The sequence below is a fragment of the Streptomyces sp. ID05-39B genome (genome assembly GCF_033794725.1).
In the GTDB taxonomy this organism is placed as follows: Bacteria; Actinomycetota; Actinomycetes; order Streptomycetales; family Streptomycetaceae; genus Streptomyces; species Streptomyces bobili.
This window is the reverse complement of record NZ_JARGEF010000309.1, coordinates 1-8,061: the sequence shown is the minus strand read 5'-3', so window position 1 is coordinate 8,061 and position 8,061 is coordinate 1. Positions and strand designations below refer to the sequence as shown.

Here is an 8,061-nt window from a genome sequence, read left to right as displayed (position 1 = left end):
GTGCCCTCCCCGTCCCGCCGCCGCCCGTCTCCCGTGACAGCGCCCTGCCGGTCGTCGCGGCCGAGACCGTCGCGCTGATGGCGTTCGGCCCGGACGGCTCGACGTTCGCCTACGGCGTCTCGGCGCCGGGCCGGCAGGCGGCGCCGCAGCGGATCACGGTGTGGGACGTGCGGGCGGCCCGCCGGACGGCGGCGCTGGACGCGACGACTCCCGAGGAGGCCGGCGCGGTGGTCTCGCTGGCGCTCTCCCCCGACGCCCGCACCCTCTACACCGCCCGCACGGACGCCTCCGGCGAGACCGTCGACGAGGAGTGGAACGTCCTTGCCGGCCGTCGCACCACCGTCCTGCACGGCCTGGCCGGCGTCCACCTGGCGGTCCACCCGGACGGCAGCCTGCTGCTCGCGGACGACGGCATGGTGACCCGCCCCCTGGGCCGTCCGCTACGGCGCGCCCTGGTCCGGGGCGACGCGGTCGGCGCCCTCGCCTTCGACCGGTCCGGGGCGCTGCTGGCGGCCGGGGACGTCTCGGGCCGTGTCGCGCTGTGGGACGGGGAGCTGCGCCGCCGCTCGGGTGTGCTGCGCAACGTGTTTCCGTCACCGGTCGGCGACACCCCGGAGGCGGTGGGCGCGCTGGCGGTGAGCCCCGACGGCCGCACCCTCGCGGTGGGCGGCGACGCGGGCACCCTCCAGCTGTGGGACGTGGCGACCCAGCAGCCGCTGGGCGGACCGGTGCCGACGGCGGGCGAGGGCATCGAGTCCGTGTCCTTCAGCGCCGACAGCACCACCCTGTACGTGGCCGCCCCGCACGTCCCGCTCCAGCGGTACGCGGTCGACCCGGCCCGTGCGGTGGACAAGGTGTGCGCGCGAGCCGACGGCGGCCTCACCCGCGACCAGTGGCGCACCTACGCCCCGGAGACGCCGTACCGCACGACGTGCGGCTAGGTGGTCCCCCGCCGCACGTCCCGACCGGTCGGCTAGCCGCCCTGGAGGAGGTCGTGGTGTCGGACCAGCCAGGTGATGGCGGTGAGGCGGCACACCGCGTAGTCGTGGCCGACGGGCTCGCGCCAGTCGATCTCGGTGAGGGCGTCGAGGAAGCCGATGGCATAGTCGGCGAGGTCCTCGCGGTGCGGCGGCCGGGGGATCAGGCCCGGCGTGGTGGCGGCGAGGCGCTCCCGTATCTCGGCGACGTGCTGGTCCACGGCGGCCGTGAAGGCAGGCTCGAAGGCGAACTCCGCGAAGCGGGGCGCGTAGGCGCTGCTGATGCCGGCCAGGGGGGACATGCGTTCCACCGTAAGGCGGGCGGGGTGGAAACAGGGACGGCTGTTTGTCATGGTTTCCATCACATGCGCGGGTCGCGCAGCCGTCACTCAGGGCGCGCTCGTCCCCGGCCGGCGTCCCCGGCCGTCACTTCCCGACGCGCTCCACGCCGGTCGACAGCTGGGGGGTGTCCGTGGCGCGGGCCGGGACCGCGTTGGCGGCGGCGATCAGGGCCGCCGCCGCTATGACGGCCGCCGCGACGGCTCTGGCGTGCCTCCAGGAGGGGCGCCCGTAGGGTGCGGATGTGCGTCCTGGCACGGCAACCTCGCAACGTCGGCGGCGACAGTGGGCAAACGGCGGCTGGCGAAAGACCGCGGACAAAAAGCGACAACGACGGCGGCTGCTACGTCAGCCGTGTATTAAGCATGCTTAACACGCCGTTTAACCTAGGGGCTGCGCGCGCCGGACGGCAAGAGGGTCAGGGTGAGTTGGGGTGATTCGGGCCGTGGGTGAGCGGGACGAACCGGAGGTCATCGGGCGCCGCGTGCAGCGGCTCCGGGTCGGACAGGGGCTGACGCAGCGGCAGTTGGCCGAGCCGACGTACACCCCCGCCTACGTCTCGACCCTGGAGGCCGGCCGGGTGCGGCCTTCCGACGAGGCGCTCAGGTACATCGCCGAGCGCCTCGGCGTGGACTTCGAGGAGCTGGCCACCGGCCGCTCCGCCCGGCTCGTCACCGATCTGCGGCTGCGCCTCACCGAGGCCCAGCGGGCCCTGGCCACCGGGGAGGCCGAGCAGGCGGCACGGCAGTACGCGGAACTGCTCGCGGAGGCCGAGGAGCACGGCCTCGTGACGGAGCGGGCCACCGCCCTGCTCGGACTCGGGGAGTGCGGGATCGAGGCCGGCGAGCTGGAGACGGCCCGGCTCCACTTCGAGCGGGCGGAGGAATGCCTCGCGCACGCGCCGCTCCCGGCCCGCGTCCCCGCCCTGCGCGGCCGGGCCGTCGCCCACTACCTCGCCGGTGAACTGCGGTACGCCGTCTACCTGCTGGAGTCCACCCTCGACGAGCTGAACCGGGGCGGCCTGCACGACCCCGACGCGCTGCTGCTGCTCTACGCCTCCGTCATCGGCCCCTACATGGACATGGGCGCCCAGGCCCGCGCCGCCCAGGCCGCCGAGTTCGCCCTCGCCCTCGCGTCCCAGGCCGGTGACCCCGCGCTCGTCGCCCGGATGCACCGCTCGGTGGCCCGAACCCTCCTCGCCGAGGGCCGGCTCGCCGAGGCCGACGCCTCCCTCGCCAAGGCCGCCGAGCTGTACCGTCGGCTCCAGTTGCGCACCGAGCTGGCCAACTGCCACTGGATGCGCGGCTACGTCTACGCACAGAACAACCAGCTGGAGCGCGCCGAGGACGAGCTGAAGCAGGCGCAGGCCATGCTGTCGGCCCAGGGGGCCGCCCTCTACACCAGTCAGGTCGCCGTCGAGCTGGCCGACGTCCTGCACCGCCGCGGCAAGTCCGAGGCGGCCGCCGCCCTGCTGCACGAGGTGCTCGGAGACCTCTCCTCCGAGCGCGGCGCCGTGCACGCTGCGGGCGCGCACCGGCTGCTCGGCATCATCGCCGAGGACGCCCGCGACACCGACTCCGCCGAGGAACACTACGTCCGCGCCCTGAGCCTGCTGGAACGCGCGGGCGCCGCCGGTGACCTCGCCGACCTGTGCCGTCTCCTCGGCGACCTGCTGCGCCGCACGGGCCGGGTGGAGGCCGCCCTGGACGCGTACCGCACGGGCCTCGGGCACCGTACGGCCCCGGGCACGACGACCCTGGGCCCGGCACCGGCCCAGCCGCCGCCGTAGCGGGCCCCGCCGGGTCACCGGGTGGCTGCCGCGAGGCGGTCCCGTGGCCAGGCAGCCCTGCTCCCGCCGGTTTCCCCCGCCCGTCAGGGCGGTACCCGGCGGGCGACGAGGACTCCGGAGCCGTACCCGCGGGCGGAGGTGATCACCGTGCCCGACCGGAACCGGCAGCGGATCGCCGAGGTGATCGCCCAGGAGATGCGCGGTGCCGAACCCGGTGACGTACCGGAACGGCTGTGCGCCGCGGCCGTACGGCTGCTGCCGGTGATCGACGCGAGCGTGTCGCTGCGCGGCGAGGGGATGCCCGTACCGGTGAGCGCGAGCAGTGAGCGGGCCGCGCATCTCATGGAGGTGCAGGCCACGCTGGGCGACGGACCGTGCCTGTGTGCGGCGGAGACGGGCGCGCCGGTGTTCGCGTCCGACCTCACGGCGGGTTGGGACGTTTCCCGCTGGCCGGTCTTCGCCCAGCAGGCCGCCGCCGCCGGAGTGGGCGCGGTGTACGCGCTGCCCCTGGGCGACCGGGCGGTGTGCGTGGGCACCCTGGACCTCTACCGGGACCGCCCCGGCGAACTGGCCGCCGACGAGGTCCGTACGGCGCGGATCGTGGCGGACGTGCTGACGGTCGCCCTCATGGCGCTGCCCCGCGGCGAGGAGGCCGGCCGGTACGGCGACGACGTCTGGCTGAGCCCCCTGGCCACCGGCCACGACGGCGTGCACCAGGCGGTCGGCATGGTCATGGCCCGACGCGGAGGGAGCTCGGACGAGGCCATCGCCCTCCTGCGCGCCCACGCCTTCGCGGAGGGCCGCACGGTCCTGGACCTGTCCCAGGACATCGTCCACGGCACGACGCGCTTCGACGGGACCGAGGAGGGGGACTGAGCGGGAGCACCGGACCGGACCGGCTCGCCATCCCCTACACCTGCACCCGCCCCTGTTTCCGTACCTCCGTCAGCCGCTGGACGCCCAGCTGGACCGCCGCCTGGGTGGCCTCGTTGGGTACGTCGGTGAGGCCGCCGTTGGTGAGGGTGAAGGTGTCCTGGCCCGCGCGGACGGTGGCGACGTCGAGGGCGAGGGCGACGGGGTCGCCGTCGGTGTTCCAGTTGGTGAGGATGACGCGCAGGCCCTGGCGGGCGTCGCCCACCTCGGGCAGCGGCTGCTCGGCCACGGTCGCGTCGAGGACCGTGCCGTCCGGCGCCTTGGCGGTGAAGCGGGCGCACTTCTCGGGGAGCGTCTTCAGCCAGCCGAGGGTGCGGTCGACGTCGGCGGGGCGGCGATCGGTGAGCTGGTAGCGGAGCTGGGCGCCGGCGTCGGTGTCGTCGAGGGCGACCACCGCGCGGGGCGGGGCACCGAGGAGTTCGTCGCTGTAGAGGCCGTCGAGGAGCTTCTGGCAGTCGGCGGTCGGGGTGGTGGCCTTGAGCATGCCGTCCCGCCAGGTGGCGATGGAGCGGCTCGGCGTCCACGGTTCGCCGAGGTCGGTGCTGGTGATGAGCGCCTCGTGCGCCTGCGCGTCGGTGAGGACGGGGGAGGCGACCGGCGCGGTGGGCCTGGCCGAGGACTTCTCGACGGTGGGCGCGGCGGGCCGTGCGGTCGGCGGGTGCTCCAGACCGAGGGTGGCGCAGGAGGTGACGGTGAGCAGCCCGGTGACGGCGAGGGCGGAGGCGCGGGCGGAGGCGTGGAGGGTACGGCGGGTCATCGGAGTGCCTCCTGGAGTGGCCGGTGCGCACCGGGTCGTCGGGTGTGCCGCGGGGCGGGTCGCGAGGCCCCGCGTCCCGGCACCGCGCGGTGCTCCCTCCCACGGCACCACCGCCACCGCCACCCGACCAGCGCGGCGGTCCGTCCGGGCTAACGGCTGCTCCGGCGGCTGTGCTGTGCGGGGTTTCGTTCGGGGTGACGGCCGTTCCCGGCGGTCGTCCTGCAGATGTTCCGCTCCGGCGATGGCCGTTCCCCGTGCCGTCCTGTGCGGGGGTCGGCCGGGGGTGATGGCGTTCCCCGTGCCGGCCTGTGTCGGGGTGGTCCGGGGGTGTGGGCCGCCGTGTCGGCCGTCCTGTGCGGGGTGGTTCGGGGTGATGACCGTCCCGTCGGCGTCCGCCGGTGTCGCCCTGGCGTCGGGTGCGGTATTCGCTCGTCGGTCGGCCGGCCTGTGCGGGGGCGGTCGGGGTGTCGGCCGCCGTGTCGGCCGTCCTGTGCGGGGGTCGGCCGGGGGTGATGGCCGGCCTGCGCCGTGGTGCGTCCGGGGTGCGTCCGCCCGGTGCTGTCGTGTGCCCGGCCGGATATTCGCTCGCCCACCAACTCCGCCCGTTGCTACGGTCGCCGTATGAAGCGCGCCGTACACCCGTCTCTCACGACGACGCCGGAGAGTGTCCCGGCGCGCTGACCACTGGACGCCATGTCCGAAGCCCCGGGGCGAGTGCCCCGGGGCTTCGTCGTGCGGGTGCTCGCCTCCTCATCGCAGGAGCGACGACCATGCACGATCACCGCAAGCTCGGCCGCGAGCTGGACCTCTTCGACACCGACCCGCTGATGGGCGCGGGCCTGCCCTACTGGCTCCCGGACGGTGCGATCGTGCGCCACACCCTGGAGGAGTACGTCCGGGAGGCCGAGCGCGCCGCCGGCTACCGGCACGTGTACTCGCCGGTCCTCGGCAAGCGCGACCTGTACGAGATCTCGGGTCACTGGGACCACTACCGCGACGACATGTTCCCGCCCATGGACCTGGGCGGCGCCGAACAGGTCGTCCTACGGCCCAGCCTCTGCCCCCACCACGCACTGATCTACCGTTCCCGCGCCCACAGCTACCGCGAACTACCGCTCCGCATCGCAGAGTTGGGTGGCATGTATCGCGCCGAGCTGTCCGGCGTGCTCGGCGGGCTGACCCGCGTGCGGGCGATCCATCTCAACGACGCGCACATCTTCTGCACCCTGGAGCAGGCCGTGGAGGAGGCCCGCGCCGCCCTCGCCCTCATCGCCCGCGCCTACGCCGACCTCGGCATCCGCGCCTCCCGGTACCGCCTCTCGCTGCCCGGCGAGGGCGGCAAGTACGTCGCCGACCCGCGGCTGTGGCACCGGGCGACCGCACTGCTGCGGGAGGTCCTCGACAGCTCCGGCATCGACGGCTCCGGCATCGACTACGAGGCCGCCGAGGGTGAGGCCGCCTTCTACGGCCCGAAGATCGACGTGCAGATCACCGACCCGGCGGGCCGCGAGGCCACCCTGTCCACCGTGCAGATCGACTTCCACCAGCCCGAACGCTTCGACCTGCACTACATCGGCCCCGACGGCGCGAAACACCGCCCGGTGATGGTCCACCGCAGCGTCATCGGCAGCGTGGAACGGGCCGTCGCCCACCTCCTGGAGGTGCACGGCGGTGCCTTCCCGACCTGGCTCGCCCCCGTGCAGCTGGCGGTCCTGCCGATCGCGCAGGCGCAGGAGGAACGGGCCCACGAGGTCGTACGGCGGGCGGTGGCCCGGGGACTGCGGGCCGAGGTGTCCGGGCCCGGCGACGGCACCCTCGGCGCCCGTGTCCGGGCGGCGCGGCTGGTGCCGTACCAGGCGGTGATCGGGGACCGGGAGGCGGACGCGGGCCTGGCGGCCGTACGGCTGCGGGACGGGAGGCGGCCGGGGGCGGTGCCCGTGGCGGAGCTGCTGGAGCGGATCGCCGCCCGAGCCGCGGATCGTGGAGCCGAACTGTGGCCCGCTGCGTAAGGTCACAGACGTAGACGTAGACGTAGACCTAAGACGTAGAAGTAGCTCGCACATCCGCAGAGGAGCGCCGCCGTGACCGGTCAGCCCATTCCGGTGATCATCGACTGCGACACCGGGGTCGACGACGCCCTGGCCCTGCTGTTCGCCGTACGGCATCCCGGGCTGGACGTGCGGGCGATCACCTGCGTGGCCGGGAACACCGACGTGGACGGTGTCGTCCGCAACACCCTGACCGTGCTGGAGCAGGCGGGGGCCGGTGACATCCCGGTCGCGCGGGGTGCCGAGCGCCCGCTGATCGAGCCGGTGCGCACGGCACGGCATGTGCACGGGCAGGACGGGATGGGCGACCTGGGGCTGCCCGCGCCCACCCGCCGCCCCGTCGACGTGGACGCGGTGACGCTGCTGCGCCGCGAGATCCTCGCCTCGCCGAGGCCGGTGACCCTGATCCCCACCGCGCCCCTGACGAACATCGCCCTGTTGCTGCGTACGCACCCGGAGGTGGTGCGCAACATCGAGCGGATCGTGTTCATGGGGGGCGCGGTGGCGACCGGCAACGCGACGGCGGTCGCCGAGTTCAACGTGTGGCACGACCCGGAGGCCGCGGCGATCCTGCTGACGGCCGGGGTGCCGATGACGATGTACGGGCTGGACGTATTCAAGGAGGTGCTGGTCCCGGCCGGCGACATCCAGCGGCTGCGCGCCAGTGCGGATCCCCGCCTCCGGCTGGCGGGCGATCTCCTCGCCCACCGCGACCCGGCCACCTCGGGCGACCCCACCCCCACGGGCGGCCTCGGCGACGCGGGCGCGGTCTGCGCGGTCGTCGACCCGGGCGGTCTGACCACCGAGCTGCTCCCGGTCGAGGTGAGCCTGGCCCCGGGCGCCACCCGGGGCCAGACCATCGTCGACCGCCGCCCCCGCCCCGGCGAATCCGAGATCCACCACGGCCCCCGCGAACAGCCCCTGGCGGACGTGGCCCTGGGCGTCGACGTGGACCGCTACGTGAAGCTGTGGCTGACGGTGGTGGAGGGGGCGTAGTCCGAAGGGGTGTACTCCGGACCGCAGGGGTGTGGCCCCGCGCTGTCAGAGGGCCTTGCGGCGCCTGGTCGCCATGACGATCGCCGCGCCACCCAGGAGGAGGGCCGCCGCGCCGCCCGCGAGGACGGGGGTGTTGCTGTCGGCGCCGGTTTCGGCGAGGTCGCCGCCGCCACCGCCGTTGGGGGTGGGGGCGCACTCGCCGAAACCGGCGCCGACAGCAAA

General features: G+C 74.6%; 9 protein-coding genes. 5 read left to right on the top strand and 4 right to left on the bottom strand.

The window, feature by feature from the left end; all coding sequences use genetic code 11:
* A partial coding sequence (locus P1P75_RS37215; RefSeq protein ID WP_369076354.1) for a WD40 repeat domain-containing protein occupies positions 1-941 on the top strand: 941 nt, incomplete at its 5' end.
* A 32-nt stretch (positions 942-973) separates the two neighbouring features.
* Here P1P75_RS37215 and P1P75_RS37210 read toward each other — a convergent pair.
* Both P1P75_RS37210 and P1P75_RS37205 read right to left on the bottom strand, forming a co-directional pair.
* Positions 974-1,279, bottom strand: coding sequence for a DUF6401 family natural product biosynthesis protein (locus tag P1P75_RS37210; protein ID WP_319263768.1), 306 nt, complete (start codon positions 1,277-1,279; stop codon positions 974-976).
* A gap of 124 nt (positions 1,280-1,403) precedes the next feature.
* Positions 1,404-1,574, bottom strand: a complete 171-nt coding sequence (locus P1P75_RS37205; RefSeq protein WP_319263767.1) for a hypothetical protein — start codon at positions 1,572-1,574, stop codon at positions 1,404-1,406.
* Between the two features lie 187 nt (positions 1,575-1,761).
* Here P1P75_RS37205 and P1P75_RS37200 point away from each other — a divergent pair, with 187 nt between their 5' ends.
* Together P1P75_RS37200 and P1P75_RS37195 are read left to right on the top strand one after the other, a co-directional pair.
* On the top strand, positions 1,762-3,105 hold the full coding sequence (locus P1P75_RS37200; protein ID WP_319263771.1) for a helix-turn-helix transcriptional regulator: 1,344 nt from the start codon (positions 1,762-1,764) through the stop codon (positions 3,103-3,105).
* Positions 3,106-3,252: 147 nt separating this feature from the next.
* Entirely contained in the window at positions 3,253-3,981 is a 729-nt protein-coding gene (locus tag P1P75_RS37195; RefSeq protein WP_319263765.1) for a GAF and ANTAR domain-containing protein, read from the top strand.
* A 34-nt stretch (positions 3,982-4,015) separates the two neighbouring features.
* Here the strand turns inward: P1P75_RS37195 and P1P75_RS37190 are convergent, their stop codons facing one another.
* The gene (locus P1P75_RS37190; protein WP_319263764.1) at positions 4,016-4,795 is read right to left on the bottom strand and encodes a hypothetical protein; all 780 of its coding nucleotides are present in this window, start codon (positions 4,793-4,795) and stop codon (positions 4,016-4,018) included.
* 770 nt (positions 4,796-5,565) lie between these two features.
* Here P1P75_RS37190 and thrS point away from each other — a divergent pair.
* On the top strand, positions 5,566-6,804 hold the full coding sequence (gene thrS / locus P1P75_RS37185) for a threonine--tRNA ligase (RefSeq protein ID WP_319263762.1): 1,239 nt from the start codon (positions 5,566-5,568) through the stop codon (positions 6,802-6,804).
* A 72-nt stretch (positions 6,805-6,876) separates the two neighbouring features.
* Positions 6,877-7,839: a nucleoside hydrolase gene (locus tag P1P75_RS37180; protein ID WP_319263760.1), complete on the top strand. Its 963-nt coding sequence runs from the start codon at positions 6,877-6,879 to the stop codon at positions 7,837-7,839.
* A 45-nt stretch (positions 7,840-7,884) separates the two neighbouring features.
* Here P1P75_RS37180 and P1P75_RS37175 read toward each other — a convergent pair.
* Positions 7,885-8,061, bottom strand: a 177-nt coding sequence (locus tag P1P75_RS37175; RefSeq protein ID WP_319263770.1) for an LAETG motif-containing sortase-dependent surface protein, incomplete at its 5' end; no start/stop codon positions are given.